The following is a 17,500-nucleotide window of genomic DNA, read 5'->3' as shown; positions in this document are numbered from 1 at the left end:
CTTCCAATTAAAAAAATATTCCATCGATGGGGTAGGCAGGGGAGCAGGGAGCAGGGGGGAGATAGAAAATATCACCTGATTAAATTGGATAATTTATTTTCTGGAAGTCCCTAAACATCAAGCAAATAGGGGAGTGACTTTTTCTAAGCAAAAGCTGGGAAAGATAAGTCAACAACTCACATTCTGGAATTTTTTTGAGGTTATTTATATGAAGCGTGTTTCTCTTGCAGGTTTAGGAGCATTCGCTCTCATTGCTACAGTTCCATTTGTCGGTCAAATTCCGGGAATCGCAAATGTATGGCATTCAGAAAGTGCTGTTGCTCAGAATATCAAAACTCAAGGGCAAATTCAATTGCGTTTAGAAGCAGAAAAGCAAGTGGTGGCACAGGATCAACAAGGTAAGCAAAGTAAGAAATGGGAACCTTTGAAAGGTCAAGTTGTGGTGCGACCAGGAGATGTATTGCGATATACCTTGAGCGGTGAAAATAAGAGCGATCGCCCAGTGAAGAATTTAACTTTGAATCAACCTATTCCGAAAGGAATGGTCTACGTGCTGAATTCTACCAATGTCGCCAACAATGCCAAAGTTATTTACAGCATTGATGGCGGGCGTAGCTTTGTCGAAAATCCCACTGTTAAAGTTACTCTTCCTGGCGGCAAAGTGGAAACAAAACCAGCCCCAGCCACTGCTTACACTCATATCCGTTTGCAGATTCCGTCACTTGCAGCTAAGACGACAGTCAAGGTGACTTATCAAACCCAAGTACGCTGATTGAGATGCAAGGACGCGCTGCCTTCCTGACTCGAAAAAGAGCTGTAATCAACAATATTTCCAGATGGAACCTGAAAACGAGATTTTTAAAGGGTTTTATCTTAACTGGATTCCCTAAATAAATAGATGCTTTTATTAACAACAGGCTTGACATTTCAGAGGAGATGTGTTAAGTGAGCCTTCCTCAAAACCAAAAGCAAATTACTTCTAGCAGTAGCTGGTGGCGACGGTTAACAGCTACTGTTCTTCTGGGAAGTTTTTTGCATACTACTATTTCTATACCAGCGATCGCGCAACAGACTAACAATCAGGTTGCGTCTGTGCCATTAATAAATCAAGCTACTTATACTTATACAGATTCTGCTAGTAATTATCAATATCAAGGAAATTCTAGTCAAATCAATGTTAGTCCTAGCCCATTACTCGATCCATTAGGACGGATCTTAGGTTGCGCTGGCACAATTTTACCTGACTATACAGGTTTTTCAGTTGGGGTATACCAACCGAATTCTAACGATCCAACAGGGACAGAATTGGACAGCTTAGTTTCTCTGACTAGAACAGAGTTGCCAGATATTTCTAATAACAATGTTCCTGGTGGTAAATCTCCAAATACTGAAAATAGTAACCCCTACTTTGTGACGAATAACCCTGCGGGTGTCTACAATTTCCTACTCGATCCGAATAAGGGTCAAACCGATCCAGGTAGAACCTACATATTTGTAGTTAATCCACCACCAAATTCTATCTACAAACAGCGACGGATCAAGATTGAAATCCTTGGTAGTACTGGCATACAAGGTAATAATATCGTGCGATATGTCGCTAGTTCTCTAGATGGTCAACCAATCAATATCACAGGTGAAACCAGGGTAGAGCAAACAGTTGTTTTAGTTCCCAATGCAGAAGTAAATGGACTGGACTTATTAGCCTTTGAATTCACCACAAATATGTGTCAAGCTAATCAGTTGCAGATTATCAAAACTGGCGATCGCGCTACTGCTGAACCTGGAGATACGGTAATCTACCGCCTGTCGGTAAAAAATCTTGCTGATGCTGGTTTGAATAATATATTTGTCACCGACAACCTACCTTTAGGATTTCAGTTTTTGCCGAAATCTGTGCGGGGAGAGTTGGATGGTCAACTAGTCACGATCGCCTCAGAACGCAATGGTAACACAGTGACATTCCGCACAGACGTCACAATTCCCACAGAGAAAGTCTTGAATATTGCCTACGCTGCTCAACTAACAGCCGATGCATTGCGTGGTAGTGGTCGCAACACTGCGATCGTTAATGCCCAACGAGCTGATAACCGTTTTGGCACTAAGGATGGCCCAGCAACGCATCAATTAAAAATTCGTCCAGGAATCGTTTCTGACTGTGGCACGATTATCGGTCGCGTGTTTGTTGATAAAAACTTTGACGGCGAACAACAGGCTGGTGAGCCTGGAGTACCCAATGCAGTGATTTTTCTAGAGGATGGAAACCGTATCACTACAGATCCTAATGGTTTGTTCTCCTTAGCTAATGTCTTACCTGGATACCACACAGGTGTACTAGACCTCAGCAGTGTAGCTGGTTACACCTTAGCTCGTAACGAAAAATTCCGCGAACGAAATAGCCAATCTCGTTTGGTGCATTTAGAGCCTGGTGGCTTAGTACGCATGAACTTCGCTGTCACCCCCACATTTCAGGAGCCAGTCAAGAAATGAAACCCAGACTGCACTGTGTAACTACATTCAACCTGAAGTTGATGGGGGCGATGCCACTAGCTCTCTGCTTTATTTTGTATCCTACAATTGTCAAAGCAGAAATCACTAGTGAAAAACTCTATTTCCCTGATTCACCTTCGCAAGCAGATAAGGGTGCTACAGATTCTGACTTATCACGGGATTTGGAAAATCTCTCCCCTAAAAGGGGAAAAGCTTTGAATACTTCCCGTTCTCTTCTAAGCAGAAAGGGGTTAGGTTTCGCTTTGGTTTTTGCAGATGACGTAAAAAGTCAGGTCGAAGATCCAGCGGATCGGAATAAGGATTCAAATTCTCCTGATCTCTTGAGAAGTTCCGAGCAGCATTCTCCACCTCTTGAATTTACCTCAACTTATAAAGCATCGGCTCCTGAAATTCCAGATGTCCAGCCAAGTGAAACGAATATACACCCATTTCAACCTGCAACTTCTGTTGATTTGCTCAGAGACTCACGCAAAATAGTCGGAACAGAGGAGAAGAACCACGGACGCAAAGATACTGAGACACTGTTTCATGCTTCTACAAAAGAAATACAACCATTTCAACCAGCAACTTCTGTAGGTTTACCTAGAGGATTACGCAAAATTGCAGGAGTAGAGGACGCAGGGATAAGGGGAAAAGGGGTAAATGAAAATCTTCCTGTGTCCCCCATTGTCCCTATCTCTACAACAATCAAAATCCTGACTCCAACGGCTGATAGTGTTGTAGATGTACAAGCTAGCACTGTGATTGTGCAGTTTCCTGCTGGTAGTCAAGTGGAATTGCGGGTAAATGGGGTGTTGGTAGACCCTTCTTTAGTAGGACGGACAGAAACTGATGCTACCACCAACTTGGTAAAGCAGACATGGTATGGTGTCTCGTTAAAAGAAGGTGCAAACACCATCTCTGCACATATTGTTGGAGGAACAGAACCTCCTGTAACAGTGCAAGTTGCAGTGCGGGGAACGCCGCAGCAATTAACTTTAGAAACAGTTGAGTCTCGTATCCCAGCAGATGGACGTTCTACAGCTACAATCAGGGGTCAACTCATCGATGCAAACGGCAATCGCTCGAATCGTGATGCTGTTGTCACCTTGATACCCTCTGCTGGGGAGTTGGTTGGTAAAGACTTCAAACCCGATGAACCGGGATTTCAAGTGGAGGCGAAAGCAGGGCAATTTGCAGCGACGTTACGATCGCAATTGAAGGCCGAAACTGTGACAATTCGCGCGATCGCAAATGATTTAGAAGCCTTTACGCAACTCCAATTTGAAACCGCACTGCGTCCGAGTTTGGTGACAGGGGTAATAGATTTACGTTTGGGCGCTAGAGGTACAAATTATTACGGTAGTTTCCGTGATTTCCTCCCGCCTGACAAAAACAACGGAACGCAATTAGATTTCCATTCAGCGATATTTGCCACTGGTGCGATCGGTGAATGGTTGTTTACAGGTGCATACAACAGTTCTCGTAGCCTCAATGAAGATTGCAACTGCGATAATCGCCTGTTTAGAACTTACCAATTCAGCGAGCAAAACTATCCTGTCTACGGCGATAGCTCGAAAGTTGATGTAGTCGCTCCTTCCATTGACAGTGTATTTTTGCGTTTTGAGCGTTCAGCTCGTACCCCCGGCTCCGAGCCTGATTATGCTATGTGGGGTGACTATAACACAGAAGAATTTGCCCGGCGATCGCAGCAATTTACTTCTATCACTCGTCAACTCCACGGTTTTAAAGCTAACTACAACTTAGGAAACCTACAAATTACAGGTTTCTATGGCGACCACTTAGAGGGGTTTCAACGGGATACTATTGCTCCTGATGGTACTAGTGGTTATTACTTCCTCTCTCGCAGACTATTACAAGCAGGTAGTGAAAATGTCTTTATCGAGTTAGAAGAACTCAATCGTCCTGGGACTGTATTAGAACGGAAACAACTTAACCGAGGCCCAGACTACGAAATCGACTATGATCGCGGTACTTTATTATTCCGCGAACCGATTCTACGCACCGATATCGATCAAACCGGACAAGTATTAGTACGTCGGATTGTTGTTAGCTATCAATATGACAGTGAAGACTCTGATGGGAATATTTATGCTGGTCGTTTGCAATATAATCTTTCCCGCAAACTTAACTCCGAAAGTTGGATAGGAGCAAGTTACGTTCAAGAAAATCATGGGGTGCGCGACTTTCAACTCTATGGTGCAGATGCCCTGATTGCTTTGGGTGACAACGGTAAGTTAATTGCAGAATACGCCCATTCCACTAATGATTCTGACGTTATAGGAAAGGTCAGAGGTGATGCCTACCGTTTAGAAGCTGAAGGAAAGATTGCTAATGGGATTCAAGGTCGTGCCTATTATCGCTTTGCCGATACGGGTTTTGCCAATAATGCTACTATCAGCTTTGTCCCAGGACAAACCCGTTATGGAGCACAGGTTACAGCTAAACTCACTTCAGCTACCAACGTCAGAGCGCAATACGACCACGAAGACAATTTTGGGATTGCTCCCCAACCCCTAGACACCTTTGAAGAACTGTTTGCACCGCGTTATGAGGCGATACCTGGTAGCAAGGTTGATAATTCGCTAACGACGATTTCTGCTGGGATTCAACAACGTCTGGGTAGCGCCACTATCGATCTGGATTGGATTCATCGTCGTCTGGAAGACCGCATCCCCGACAGTACCCTAAGTAGTAATTCCGATCAACTGCGATCGCGTTTTTCAGTTCCTCTCGCGAAAAACCTGACATTCCAAGCCCAAAATGAACTCAGCTTATCTTCCCAAAAAAATGCTATTTACCCAGACCGTAGCATTTTGGGGTTGAATTGGGCGGTAATTCCTGGTGTCAGCGTTAGTCTGGCCCAACAGTTTTACACTAGCGGTCAATATTCGGGTAATTCCATCACTAGCTTGAGTGTCAACGGCGAACACAAACTCGGCTCGGATACTACCTTGACTGGTCGTTACTCAATTTTGGGTGGTGCTAACGAAATGACTACCCAAGGAGCAATTGGTATAAATAACCGTTGGACTATTGCTTCTGGATTGCGGCTGAACGTTGCTTACGAACACGTATTTGGCAACTTCTTCGGACGCACTTTGGCGGGTCAACAATATGCTCAACCCTACGCCTTTGGTCAAGCTGCATCTGCGATCGGATTTGATGGGGGTGATAGCTACAGTGTGGGTCTGGAATACAGTGATAATCCGCAATTTCAAGCTAGCGTCCGTTACGAACATCGTTCCTCTTCTGGTGGTGCTAATACAGTAATTACCGCAGGTGCTGCGGGTAAAATTTCTCCGGCTCTCACAGCTTTGGTACGTTATCAACAAGCTGGTTCTTCCAATCAAAAGCTTTCAGGATTGGGAGATACTGCTAACCTAAAACTGGGTTTAGCCTACCGCGATCCCAATAACGATAAATTTAATGCTTTATTACGTTATGAATATCGCCAAAATCCATCAACCATCCCTGATACCATCCTGTTAGGAAGTGGTACGGGTTCCCAAGACCATACCTTTGCTTTAGAAGCGATCTATGCTCCTAACTGGCAATGGGAATTCTACGGGAAGTATGCGTTGCGTAACAGTACCTCTTACATAGCTAGCGATTTAGCCGGTACTAGCACAGTAAATCTGGCCCAAGTACGCGCTACCTATCGTTTGGGATATAGCTGGGATTTAGTGGGCGAAGCTCGTGTAATTAGTCAGTCTAGCTACAGTGAGACAGGCTTTGTTCTTGAAACAGGCTACTACCTCACGCCTAATCTGCGCGTTTCTGCTGGTTACGTCTTTGGTAAAGTTGATGACCGGGATTTCTCAGGAACACGTTCTGCGGGAGGCGCGTATTTAGGCTTTACGGTTAAGCTCAATGAATTGTTTGACGGCTTTGGACAACAAAAACCTGTAGCGCGCCAGCCGCAGGAATCGGCGATGAAAACTTTGGTGGGTAAACTCAAGGCCGCAACAAGGGAAATACAAAGGCGTGAAATATAAAACGGTTATTTGATGTAGAGATGTCCATTGCAACCTCTATGTACGAATTTAACCTTTCCTCGTGGGAATACTATTGTCGTAACGATTTTTTATCCGCTTTGAATCTAGTGTAAAAACTTTTGAATTTTCACTCAGGTATTTGTATATTTATAAACTCAATATTATTACTTACATATTATGTATTTTTATTGGAACTAAATGATGAAATCTTTATTTAAGAAATTAAGAGCGATTGCCACAGTAAATATTGATAAAAATGATAACTTTTCTCCGACTGTGAGCAACCCAGTCAAAAAAACTATAGAAAAGCCATTAACAATTAGCTGCCAAAAACTATGGCTAAGTAGCCTGGGCTTTTTTTTATGTATTTTCGGCAATAGTATCCAACCTAGCTTGGCTGAAGGCAGCAAAGAGTTAGTTTCTGATGGCGGATACAGACCTTACCTGGAATGGTCAGATCTAACAGCAGCAGGTATTATTCGGAAAACCATACTCAAAGTTTATGTTCAACAAGGAGAAACAGTTAATCTTGGCTCTAGTGTGACTAGTAGTTTCTCAAACCCACAAGATATCGTTTACCGCAGTCCCTTTGGTGGTCAAAATGCCTCTTGTGATGTTCTGGCTACTGGTTTTGGTTTCATTAACACTGTTGCCAAAGAAACGGCTGGCCCTTTACCTAATAGTGGTGGCTATACTCCTTGTAGTTTCGTGGCTACAGAAACTGGTATTTACGAAGTTGAATTTCGTTCTCCGAATACAACTGGTGCAAGCAATCCGCCCCCAAGAACCACGACAGCGGCATTTCCTACAGATGCTACTCAACTTTCAGGGGTAGCTGCTTGGGATATTACAGTTCGAGATAGTAACGGCGTTGCCAAAAAAGGGCGAGTTTTTACTAAATATATTGCTATGAATATGGGTGCAAATGCCAATGGTAGCACTCCAATAGCACTCAACTCTAAGCTTTATATTCAAACTAAAGATGGGTATCGATACGAAACTGACATGAATGGAGTCGATCCCTTTGGCTTTATCTTTTTTGCTAATAGCCGGGGATATCTTGATAGAACAAATAACAGCACTGTTTACCATTCTGCTGGCGGTGCTACTGACAATAATTTGAACTTTAGCGGCAATGTGCGAGTCCAAGATCCGAATGTCACTGATACATTAACAGACATTACCCACCTAGTTTTCTTCAATCGACCAGACACTACAACCCTCAATGCTTTGAGTATTCCTATTGCAGCAAATATTCCGATAGTACCGACTTCGTTCAAATTTACTGGGGGTAATGGAGGTAGTGGGAATCAAACTTCTGTGGGTGTGGGAGGTAATTTTAGCTTCAATGCATCCTCAACTGGTAGCTATCAAATAATTATTGATACTAACAATGATGGCATTTTTGATCCTAGTAGCGATAGAGTACTACAAAATGTGCTGTCTGTCGGCTCAAATGTGGTGCTTTGGAATGGAAAGGATGCAAGTGGGACAAATCTCCAACCTCTACCAGGAAATGCAGCATACAATGCCATAATCACAACACGTTCGGGAGAATATCACTTTCCCATGTTGGATGCCGAAAATAATCCGCTGGGGTTTAAAATCACGATGGAAAACCCTCCTGCTGCTTTTCCTAACCTTGTAGATCAAAATGGCCAGCAGATTGGAGCGACGACCGTTTATTACAACGACAACAATTATACTACCGCTAATGGTACGACGATTAACTTAGATGGTACGGGAGCTACTAGCCCACGTAATGCTGCTAGAGGAATTAATAGTGTGTTAGGAGAACATGAATTTAGTAGTAATTATGGTGACTTTAAGGGAATAGATACTTGGACATATTTTCCAAGTCAAGGAATCACTACTCCCTTAGTAATTACTACTAACACTCAAGCAAATGTCATAGGAACCAAATCTGTTCGCTTCCTCGCAGACAATGATAGTAGTGGAACAGTGACTGTAGGCGATCGCATCGAATATACCATCACTTATTCCAACCTAAATCCAGGTAATAGCAATGCAATTAACTTTGTCATTAACGACTCATTACCTTCCCAGTTAACCTTTGTAAGTGCAGCAATTACTGCTGCGACTTCAGGGAATAACATCACACTCAATTCTAGTTATAACGGTGCTGGTGTTGTTGCTTTGACAAATTCTGGAATTCTGCGTGTAGGTGATACGATTACCATTAAAATTACTGCCACAATTAATAATGCCAATGGCGGTAATCCAATTAGTAACCAAGCCAATGCTACTTTTAACACACCTGATAATCCTACAGGAACTGTTGGTACAGTGTTCACAGATGCAGACTCTGCTGGTGCTACCAATAATCCACCTACTCTTGGTAATTCGTTCTTACAAATTACTGATAATGGTGTAAATATCGGTAATAATCCTACCAGTACGGCAGATGATGACCCCACTTTATTTACAGTATTAAATACTGTTAGTTCTAATCCTAAGTTGTTGTTAATTAAACGCATCACCCGCCTCAATAACCAAGATTTAACTGATATTGTGGATGGTCGCAGTGACGTTGCTACTAATGCCAGCAACTATGTACCAGAACCTTATGCTACTAATGATAGCGATCCTAAATGGTCTGTTGGTTACTTGCGAGGATTAATTAATGCTGGCACTGTCAAACCGGGAGATGAATTGGAATACACAATATATTTTCTTTCCAATGGTCTTGGTAATGCAACTAATGTGAAATTCTGTGACTTGGTTCCGACTAATGTTAATTTTATTCCTACTGCTTTTAATGGTATGACTCCTAGTGATGGTGGCTTACCAGGAGCGGATCAAGGTATTGCTTTGGCTATTGGTTCTACTACACCTACGGTTTATCTCACTAATGTAGCAGATAGCGATCGCGGGCGTTTTTATACAGCTAACGACTCAGCCACACCATCCTACTGCGGTACTAACACCAATGGAGCAGTAGTGGTCAATATTACAGTCCCAAGTTTTCCCAATCTACCCGCAGCCACTGGAGCTGGCACACCAGCTAATTCTTATGGTTTTGTCCGCTTCCGCGCTAAGGTGAAATAGTTTTAACCACCGCTAAATAATGGAATTAATGCCATTATAAGAGTTTAGGCTGTTCGGTAACCAGGCGATCGCAGCTTGTTCGCCAAAGTATTTCAGTTTTATAAAAATATCTTTTGAAGAATCCAAAAAGCAGCAATTTCAGTTTGGAGATTCAGCATATACCTACAAATAAGTCATGGTAAATATGAATCTAAAACTGAGATTTAAACCAGTTTCTTACAGTTAGGTTGCTCTACATTCAAAGGCAATAGGATGCTACTGGCTCACTTCGGATTTTGAGATTTGAACTGGCTAAGAAGCCTAGCTCTTCGATGACCAATTTCTGGTCTAGTCAAAATTCCTTGGGTAGGACTCAAAAATAATGCTAATAAAAATAGTACGGAAACAACTAAAACAATTGCTGCACCCGACGGGACATTTAAATAGTAACTAATATACATTCCGGTCACACTGCTAATCACACCAATCACAGCACCTAAATGCATCATTTGATATAACTCTTTCACTAATAAATAAGCTGTAATTCCTGGCCCAATCAGTAGCGAAACAACTAATACTACACCCACAGTTTGCATACTGGCAACAATTGTCAAAGTAATAGCACCATTTAAGGCAAAATGAATCAAATTAATCGGTAAACCACTCGCTTGAGCGCCAAGCGGATCAAAGGTATAAAATAACAATTCTTTGTAAAAAACTTTTACTAAAATCAATACAAAAACTGTGATAATCACAGTCCGCTTCACATCATCTGTAGTTACGCTCAAAATATCGCCAAATAAAAATTCATGCAGGTCTAGTTTGCTTTTCAATAGCGTAATCAGCATGATACCCAAAGCTAAAAAACCAGAAAAAACTAACGCCATTGCTACATCAACTTTAATACGGGATTGAGATTGAATCCAAGAAACAATAAAGGTGCTGAGAGTTCCGCAGATAAATGCACCTAAGAAAATATCGACACCTAAGAAAAAGGCTATAGCTAGTCCCGGTAAAACTGCATGAGCAATTACATCTCCCAGTATTCCCATGCGTTGAACAATAAGATAATTACCCACAACGGCGCACAGAATGCCTAATAGAATCGCTGTCGCAAGTGCCTCACGCATGAATTCAAAACTTAAGGGTTCTAAAATTAAGTTTGACATCAGTAAAAGTCTTCCTAATTTACTAACAATTTGAGATTTTTTTATTGTTTTTAAATTTAAAGTTCATTATAATATTATCTCCATAAGCACGTTGAATATTATCTGCTGTCATTACTTCTCTCAACGAACCATTAGCAATTATTTGTTTATTTAATAACAGTAATTGGTCGCATTTAGTCAAAGCTGTTCCCAAATCATGAGTAACCATTAATAAAATCTTACCTTGAGATTTTAGTTCTTCAAAGACATCAAAAATGATGGCTTCTGTCTTTTTATCAACTCCCATAAATGGCTCATCAAAAAATAATAATTCAGCTTGTTGTGCTAAAGCTCGCGCTAAAAATACTCGCTGCTGTTGTCCCCCTGATAACTCTCCAATTTGACGCGTTCGCAACTCTAACATCCCCACCCTTGCTAGAGCATCTTTAACTATTTCTCGAGATGGTCGTGAAGGTGTGCGAAACCAGCCTGTATGCACAGTCCGCGCCATCAGCACCACATTCTGGACTGTTATCGGATAATCCCAGTCAATCTGCGATCGCTGTGGTACATAGGCAACAAAACTTAATTGTTGTTTCAAAGCGCGGTCTCGAAACTTCACAACTCCACTTGTGGTAGGTACTAAACCCAAAATCGCCTTCACCATCGTGCTTTTACCAGCACCATTGGGGCCAATTACACCGACGATTTGTCCTGGCAAGGAGTTAAAAGTCACATCCTCAACCGCCGTGACTCCCCGATAGTTTACAGCTAAATCTTTAACCTCTAGCATATATAATTTTCACCATTTATATGATAATGATAATCACTATAACTGAAGTAATCAGATTTATGATATCTCACAATTTACGATTCAAAGTCTTAGCGGCTCTTGCCTTAACATGCGGAGTACTTGGATGTAGTCCGACATCACAAACCAGCCAACCGACTCCCGCACCTGCGAATAATGTGGCGGCTCCCCAAACAGGCACTTCACCTGCACCATTAGCTAGTGAGAAAGGCCCGTTAGTAGTCGCCACTAGCACTGTTACTTGTGGTTTAACCAAAGAAATTGCAGGCGATACTATTGACCTCAAATGCTTAATTGATCCCGGTTCAGATCCGCACGTCTACCAACCCAAGCCAGATGATAGTAAAGCAATTGAGCAGGCTAAATTAATTCTCTACGGTGGTTACAATTTTGAACCTGGTTTAATCAAGCTAATTAAAGCTACCTCAAATCCTGCTCCTAAGGTGGCTGTAGATGAAGTTGCAGTACCTAAACCCCAGCAGTTTGACGAAGATGGAAAAACTGTTACCGACCCCCATGTATGGCACAATGCCAAAAATGGGATAGCTATAGTTCAAACGATTTCTCAAGAATTGGCAAAGGTAGCTCCAAATAATGCTGCAATCTACGCAAGCAACACCCAAAAATTAACAAATGAAATCAGCCAAATAGACACATGGATTAAATCAGAGATTGCCACAATTCCACCTAAGCAACACAAATTAGTCACAACTCATGATGCTTTTGGTTATTATTCCAAAGCTTATGGAATTCCTCTTGATGAGGCGATAGGGGGCATTAGTACGGAAGAAGCACCAACACCTGCACGGGTAGGTACATTAGCGAAGGATATTAAAAAAGAGGGTGTACCGACGATTTTTGCAGAGACAACGATAAACCCGAAACTCATACAGGCGGTAGCAAAAGAGGCAAAAGTAAAAGTTTCAGACCGAGAATTGTTTGCTGATGGTTTGGGCGAAAAAGGAACAGAGGGTGAGACTTATCAGGGAATGCTGATTGCCAATACACGCACGATTGTTGAAGGTTTAGGAGGTAAATATACGGAGTTCCAGCCTAAATAATTGTAGTTTTAATTTGAAATTTAGCATAACACCTACGGAAGAGCCAACAAAACAGGGTTAGACTTATGAAAATGAGTCACAAGAAAATCAGCTTTTGAAAAACTCAAGTTATCTGATCGCTAACCTATTAAGGATTGTTGGTTTTTCTCTGGAGAAAGTAATAAATATACAAATCCTACCTCAGCAATTAATATAGTCACATTTTTGTCATAGATTTGTCATGTCTTTATCAAACCAGTGTGCAACTGTTAGCTTAATATCAAAGTTATCGCTTTGTCACATCCCCCAACTTTTAGAAATCTAAGCTTAACAGCAAATATCTTATTACAGCAACATTATCTGTAATCACAAATCATCAAATGCCGAGTCTTCATCAATGATTTTCTACTCATGAATCACTGATGAAGACCAAAATAAAGTTCCCAAAATTTGTTGATATTTTGAGTAATTTAAAATCCCAAAGGACTAGTCCCAGTAGAGCCGTTTTGCTGGAGTATTTGACGTGCTAAGTTCATACAATTGATACAGGTACAGCCAAACTTTGTCTGAGCATACTGTTTAACCATACTGTCTAAAATTTGAGATTGTTGAGGAAAATCTAATTGTGAGTCAGTGTGAGTGACATTCACTGTTGGAACAGGTACAACTCCTGGCATTTTGTTTGGCATCAGGGCTTGAGCAGAGTGAGAAGCAAGGAGTAATGTAGCCACAGAACTAGAGGAACCAAGCAGTGTTAAAACATTCTTGTTCATAATCACGTATTTTTTAGTTGTTTACAGCTATTACTTAATAGTTTACTGTTGAGTAATAACATGGTTTATACAATGTTAAACTTTCACTTGATAAACTACAAGCTAATTTTTATGATGAATAAAACAACATTGACACTGCTTAGTACTTCTTGGGTGATGTCTTTGTTAGTCTTGATGAGTCATACTGCTGTTGCAGAAACAAGAACAACTCCAACTCTGACCTACAGTACGCCACAAAACCAACAAATTGGCACTGTTGTTTCACCAACAAATACTTCTGCTACACAAACCATTGGTACAGCAGTTAGCGTGCAAGTAAATCCACGAGTTTTTTCTCTAGACCCCAATAGTGATACTGTTGGGGATATAGCGATCGCTAAGTTTGGTTGTGACTGCTCTAGTTGTCGTGCTTTAGCGTTAAGGATGCTGCAAACTGGTCAGTTGACTCTTTGATCGTAATATTCACAGACAGTAGACCAAAAAGTTTTGCGAACGCTAAAAAATAGTAGTTTACAATACAGTTTTTGGGGTAAAAAGACAAAAGCTGATTGATTGACTAAATGATAACAAAGAGTAATCCCTGCTAACTGGTTGTGTTAGCTATGCTCAACTCAAGGTTTTAGCAAATCATTGGAATCTTGAGATGCTTAACTTGTCCCCCTTATCTCCTGCTCCCCTGCTCCTCACTCCCTAACTCTCTCTCATAACAATCCCAACTCTTCTGGAAAACCGAGCATGATATTTAGGTTTTGAACTGCGGCTCCTGATGCGCCTTTACCCAGATTGTCAAGACGAGCAACTAGTAAGACTTCTTTAGTAGTGTCATTGGCGAATACAAAAACTTGAACAATATTAGTATTGTTCAGTGTGACCGCATCCAGAAATGTTCCGTCTCTCAGTAGAGTTGAATCTTGGAATGGAGCAACCTGCACGAACTTTTCACTTTGGTAGTAATCAGCGATCGCTTGATGAATAATCTTACCTGATGGTGGATTATCCAAAGTCCCCAGTGGTAAAGGTATCTGTACCAGCATTCCTTGTTCAAAATCTCCCACGGCTGGTATGAACAGCGGCGGTGATGCTAACCCTGAATACTGATGCATTTCCTTGACGTGCTTATGCCCAAACTGCAAACCGTAGATACCATAAGGGTGGAGTGATTCTGCCCCAGCTTGCTGTTCGTGGAAGGTATGATACTGTTTAATCAGATTCTTTCCGCCACCAGAGTAACCTGACACTGCATTAACGGTGATGGGAAAGTTACTATTCAAGAGTCCTTTAGCAATCAACGGACGGATACAAGCTAAAAATCCTGTGGGATAACAGCCTGGATTGCTGACAAATTGGGCGCTAGCGATTTTCTCTCGCTGTCCTGGATTTAGTTCAGGGAAACCATATACCCAGTCCTTAGCCGTGCGATGGGCAGTACTAGCATCAAGGATCTTAACCCCAATATTACTGACTAAGCTAACAGCTTCTCGCGCCGCATCATCAGGCAGGCAGAGAATGATAACATCAACAGCATTGAGTAGTTTGGTTCGCTCAGTTGCATCTTTACGTTTAGATGCTTCAATGCTAACTAACTCGATGTCATCCCGATGATTCAGGCGTGAGTAAATTTGTAAGCCTGTGGTTCCAGATTCCCCATCAATGAAAATCTTTGGTTTAGTAGTCATGCGCTTCTTATATGTGAGTGATATTTTGACTGATTAATACTTACTTGACTTCTACTAAATAGATATATCCAGAAATTAAATATCTGTTATCCAAAACCCTTATAGAGCTGTAGCAGTGCTATGTCTCTATTTTTTCACTAGATGTCTAATGAATTATAAAAGTAAGAGTTATTTTAACGATCGATTTTGGAATGAAATTAACCTGCTTTCACCATCCACACCAAAAAGCTCAGAATTAGTTCGATAGGAGGAAGAGAATAATCCATTAAATCAACTGTGACTGTTTGCCCCTCTAGTTTCAGAAATCGCCATTGGGTTCCACTGCTGACAGTACCGTAAACTGCTGTTAAGGGTTGTTCTCTAGCTTGATTGAATCGCTGTGCAGCTACCATTTCTGCAATGCATTGTCCCAACCCAGATTTTAAATCTGATTTTTTCGCTTCAACAATGATAATTGCAGGTGCTTCCACCGTTAATTGTTCAGGTGAACGGCAAAGTAGGAAGTCACATACACCGTTGAGTCCAATACTCACATCAACGTTAAACTCTTCCCCTGAAAACACGCTAATTGTGGAATTGAAGATGCGTCGCACTTCCAGCAATATAGGATTAATTATCACTTCTGAACGAGCTTTTTCTGTATCTACTGCGATCGCCCACGGTAAATCTTCTAAAATACCTTGCAGTCTGAAACTTGGAGTAATGGGTTCAATCGAGTCTGGGAAAAAGCGGACTCCTTCCACAGTATTCAGGTGAAAATCTTGTTTTACTCGGTCAATGTTAAATTGACTGTAGGGCATGATAAATCAATACTCCATCAATTTGCTTGATTGTAATAGTATTTGTTTCTTCACTTCTCCTTTCAGGATATGAATTTTTGCTTTAACTCGTTTTTGGCTCGGCTACTCGTCCCAAGCCAGAGTACGTTTCACTGCCTTTTGCCAAGTACCAAAGTTGGACAAGGGGAAATCACTCTTTGGCTCAAACACACGCTCAATTTGCCGTTGTTCCACCAGTGCTTTATAACTCTCCCAAAATCCTACAGCTAAACCCGCCGCAAATGCTGCACCCTGAACGGTCGTATCGCGCATTATCGGACGTTCAACTGGAATACCTAAAACATCAGCTTGAAACTGCATCAAAAAATTATTCTCGCAAGCACCACCATCTACAGTTAATCGCCCAACTGGAGTACTGCTAGATGCATTTATCGCCTGCACTACCTCCAGAACTTGATAAGCGATCGCTTCCAATACGGCGCGAACTAGATGCTGTGGTTGTACACTGGCGGTAATACCGAAAAAAGCTCCCCTGGCGCTCATATCCCAGTAGGGTGCGCCCAGTCCACTAAATGCAGGTACAAAATAGACTCCGCCATTATCTTTTACCTGATTGGCCATCGCTTCAGTTTCAGCAGCAGTTTTAATCAACTTCAGGCGATCGCGTAACCATTGAATACAAGCACCACTAGTAAACATACTGCCTTCTAAAGCATAGCCGACATCTAAAGTATCCTTTGGATTTGCTTGTGTCCATGCCACCGTAGAAAGGAGTTGATGGTGCGAACGCACAATTTGATCGCTTGTATGAGCAACTAAAAAGCTACCAGTACCGTAAGTACATTTCATCAAGCCAGGGCGATCGCAGCCATGACCAAATAGAGCCGCTTGCTGATCTCCCAAGATGGCTGTAATGGGTATTTCAGCACCCAACAAAGTCGCATCAGTGACTCCAAATACTCCTAAACTCGGCTGAATCTGGGGCAAAATATGAACCGGAATCTGAAACAGATCCAGCAAAATCTCATCCCATTCACAGGTTTTGAGATTCATTATCATTGTACGGCTGGCGTTGCTGTGGTCGGTAGCATGGATTTTCCTAGCTGTAAGGTTCCACAACACCCAGCTATCAATAGTACCTGCTAAGACATTGTTCAGGTCAATATTAGTAAAATTGTCTAATAGCCATCTGAGCTTAGTAGCAGAAAAATAGGCATCGATGATTAATCCGGTGCGATCGTAAATTTCTTCAGCGTAGCCTTGTTCTTGTAATTGATGGCAAAGGGGAGCAGTGCGGCGATCTTGCCAAACGATCGCTTTATGGAGTGGTTTACCAGTAGTTTTGTCCCAAATCAAACAGGTTTCGCGCTGTACAGTTAGTCCCAAGGCTGCAATCGCTGATGGCGTAATTTGGGCATTTTTAATTGCGGTTTGCATCACCCAAAAGGTATCCTGCCAGATTTCTTGAGGATCGTGTTCTAACCATCCTGGCTGAGGATAATACTGAGTTAGTTCTTTATATGCCTGTCCAACAATCTTGCCATCTGCGTTAAATACAAAGGCGCGGTTGCCTGTCGTACCTAAATCTAGTGCTAAGATGTAGCCCGATGATGGAGTTTTTTTGCCAAGTGTGTGCATAGCCGCTTTTAATGCTGCGTAGGCGTAGTCCGCCATAGGTATCGCGATTTTAGGAATACGCGTTCAATCAGATATACATTA

General features: G+C 41.8%; 12 protein-coding genes. 6 read left to right on the top strand and 6 right to left on the bottom strand.

Features of this window, described 5'->3' with window-relative positions:
* Window positions 1-208 precede the first annotated feature (208 nt).
* From V7K56_RS29460 to V7K56_RS29445, 4 genes are all read left to right on the top strand, one after another.
* Window positions 209-772 carry a hypothetical protein gene (locus V7K56_RS29460; RefSeq protein ID WP_334916367.1) on the top strand — a complete coding sequence of 188 codons (564 nt, stop codon included), beginning with the start codon at window positions 209-211 and terminating at the stop codon, window positions 770-772.
* A gap of 173 nt (window positions 773-945) precedes the next feature.
* Window positions 946-2,487: a hypothetical protein gene (locus tag V7K56_RS29455; protein ID WP_334916365.1), complete on the top strand. Its 1,542-nt coding sequence runs from the start codon at window positions 946-948 to the stop codon at window positions 2,485-2,487.
* Window positions 2,484-6,506 carry a TonB-dependent receptor gene (locus tag V7K56_RS29450; protein ID WP_334916362.1) on the top strand — a complete coding sequence of 1,341 codons (4,023 nt, stop codon included), beginning with the start codon at window positions 2,484-2,486 and terminating at the stop codon, window positions 6,504-6,506. Before V7K56_RS29455 ends, V7K56_RS29450 begins: the two co-directional genes overlap by 4 nt.
* A gap of 198 nt (window positions 6,507-6,704) precedes the next feature.
* The gene (locus V7K56_RS29445) at window positions 6,705-9,575 is read left to right on the top strand and encodes a hypothetical protein (protein ID WP_334916360.1); all 2,871 of its coding nucleotides are present in this window, start codon (window positions 6,705-6,707) and stop codon (window positions 9,573-9,575) included.
* A gap of 263 nt (window positions 9,576-9,838) precedes the next feature.
* On the opposite strand, the gene V7K56_RS29440 is transcribed toward V7K56_RS29445, so the two are convergent.
* Window positions 9,839-10,723: a metal ABC transporter permease gene (locus tag V7K56_RS29440; RefSeq protein WP_334916357.1), complete on the bottom strand. Its 885-nt coding sequence runs from the start codon at window positions 10,721-10,723 to the stop codon at window positions 9,839-9,841.
* Between the two features lie 22 nt (window positions 10,724-10,745).
* Window positions 10,746-11,495, bottom strand: coding sequence for a metal ABC transporter ATP-binding protein (locus tag V7K56_RS29435; protein WP_334916355.1), 750 nt, complete (start codon window positions 11,493-11,495; stop codon window positions 10,746-10,748).
* 59 nt (window positions 11,496-11,554) lie between these two features.
* Between V7K56_RS29435 and V7K56_RS29430 the strand changes: the two genes are divergently transcribed.
* Window positions 11,555-12,574, top strand: coding sequence for a metal ABC transporter solute-binding protein, Zn/Mn family (locus tag V7K56_RS29430; RefSeq protein ID WP_334916353.1), 1,020 nt, complete (start codon window positions 11,555-11,557; stop codon window positions 12,572-12,574).
* A 449-nt stretch (window positions 12,575-13,023) separates the two neighbouring features.
* Here V7K56_RS29430 and V7K56_RS29425 read toward each other — a convergent pair whose 3' ends face one another.
* Entirely contained in the window at window positions 13,024-13,326 is a 303-nt protein-coding gene (locus V7K56_RS29425) for a hypothetical protein (RefSeq protein WP_334916351.1), read from the bottom strand.
* A gap of 111 nt (window positions 13,327-13,437) precedes the next feature.
* On the opposite strand from V7K56_RS29425, the gene V7K56_RS29420 reads away from it, so the two are divergent.
* A complete protein-coding gene (locus V7K56_RS29420) occupies window positions 13,438-13,779 on the top strand; it encodes a hypothetical protein (RefSeq protein ID WP_334916349.1) in 342 nt (113 codons plus the stop codon).
* 248 nt (window positions 13,780-14,027) lie between these two features.
* Here the strand turns inward: V7K56_RS29420 and argC are convergent, their stop codons facing one another.
* The 3 genes from argC to glpK form a co-directional block, all read right to left on the bottom strand.
* Window positions 14,028-15,002, bottom strand: coding sequence for an N-acetyl-gamma-glutamyl-phosphate reductase (argC, locus tag V7K56_RS29415; RefSeq protein ID WP_334916346.1), 975 nt, complete (start codon window positions 15,000-15,002; stop codon window positions 14,028-14,030).
* 197 nt (window positions 15,003-15,199) lie between these two features.
* Complete coding sequence (locus tag V7K56_RS29410) at window positions 15,200-15,802, bottom strand: hypothetical protein (protein WP_334916344.1); 603 nt, start codon at window positions 15,800-15,802, stop codon at window positions 15,200-15,202.
* Between the two features lie 102 nt (window positions 15,803-15,904).
* Window positions 15,905-17,419, bottom strand: a complete 1,515-nt coding sequence (gene glpK / locus V7K56_RS29405; protein WP_334916514.1) for a glycerol kinase GlpK — start codon at window positions 17,417-17,419, stop codon at window positions 15,905-15,907.
* Between the last annotated feature and the right edge of the window lie 81 nt (window positions 17,420-17,500).

Origin of the sequence: Nostoc sp. (assembly GCF_036917535.1) — a bacterium.
Lineage (GTDB): Bacteria > Cyanobacteriota > Cyanobacteriia > Cyanobacteriales > Nostocaceae > Nostoc.
Note: the sequence above shows the minus strand (reverse complement) of the source record. Positions and strands in the feature narration are given on the sequence as shown.

Coding starts and splice junctions, on each gene's coding strand:
- V7K56_RS29460 (WP_334916367.1), top strand. CDS start 209: ATGAAGCGTGTTTCTCTTGCAGGTTTAGGAGCATTCGCTCTCATTGCT.
- V7K56_RS29450 (WP_334916362.1), top strand. CDS start 2,484: ATGAAACCCAGACTGCACTGTGTAACTACATTCAACCTGAAGTTGATG.
- V7K56_RS29445 (WP_334916360.1), top strand. CDS start 6,705: ATGATGAAATCTTTATTTAAGAAATTAAGAGCGATTGCCACAGTAAAT.
- V7K56_RS29440 (WP_334916357.1), bottom strand. CDS start 10,723: ATGTCAAACTTAATTTTAGAACCCTTAAGTTTTGAATTCATGCGTGAG.
- V7K56_RS29435 (WP_334916355.1), bottom strand. CDS start 11,495: ATGCTAGAGGTTAAAGATTTAGCTGTAAACTATCGGGGAGTCACGGCG.
- V7K56_RS29430 (WP_334916353.1), top strand. CDS start 11,555: ATGATATCTCACAATTTACGATTCAAAGTCTTAGCGGCTCTTGCCTTA.
- V7K56_RS29425 (WP_334916351.1), bottom strand. CDS start 13,326: ATGAACAAGAATGTTTTAACACTGCTTGGTTCCTCTAGTTCTGTGGCT.
- V7K56_RS29420 (WP_334916349.1), top strand. CDS start 13,438: ATGATGAATAAAACAACATTGACACTGCTTAGTACTTCTTGGGTGATG.
- argC (WP_334916346.1), bottom strand. CDS start 15,002: ATGACTACTAAACCAAAGATTTTCATTGATGGGGAATCTGGAACCACA.
- V7K56_RS29410 (WP_334916344.1), bottom strand. CDS start 15,802: ATGCCCTACAGTCAATTTAACATTGACCGAGTAAAACAAGATTTTCAC.
- glpK (WP_334916514.1), bottom strand. CDS start 17,419: ATGCACACACTTGGCAAAAAAACTCCATCATCGGGCTACATCTTAGCA.